Source organism: Bacillus sp. SIMBA_031 (genome assembly GCF_046535225.1).
GTDB lineage: Bacteria > Bacillota > Bacilli > Bacillales > Bacillaceae > Bacillus > Bacillus velezensis.
Genome location: NZ_JAWRXC010000676.1, coordinates 1 through 236 on the forward strand (window position 1 = coordinate 1; position 236 = coordinate 236).

Below are 236 nucleotides of genomic sequence, written 5' to 3' on the forward strand. Positions count from 1 at the left end.
GTTTAAAAGTCCAAGTGTAAACCCCTTCGGCTGGATAAGAAACATCAATCAGCTGATTTTGAGGTAATACCTGATACGGCTGCGAATCTTGCAGTTTATATTCAATTTTTTGTATCTGAGCACTTTGATTGCTCAAGAACAGATGATCCGGAAGCGCAATTTTAAAACTGTGCTTATTGAATCCGTTAGTAGCAGGAGCCAATGCAAAAACCTTTTTTTCTTCATAAGGATTAATC

At 37.3% G+C, this 236-nt stretch carries 1 protein-coding gene; it reads right to left on the minus strand.

Features of this window, described 5'->3' with window-relative positions; genetic code table 11:
* Positions 1 to 236, minus strand: a 236-nt coding sequence (locus tag SB724_RS21770; RefSeq protein WP_410573153.1) for a hypothetical protein, incomplete at both ends; no start/stop codon positions are given.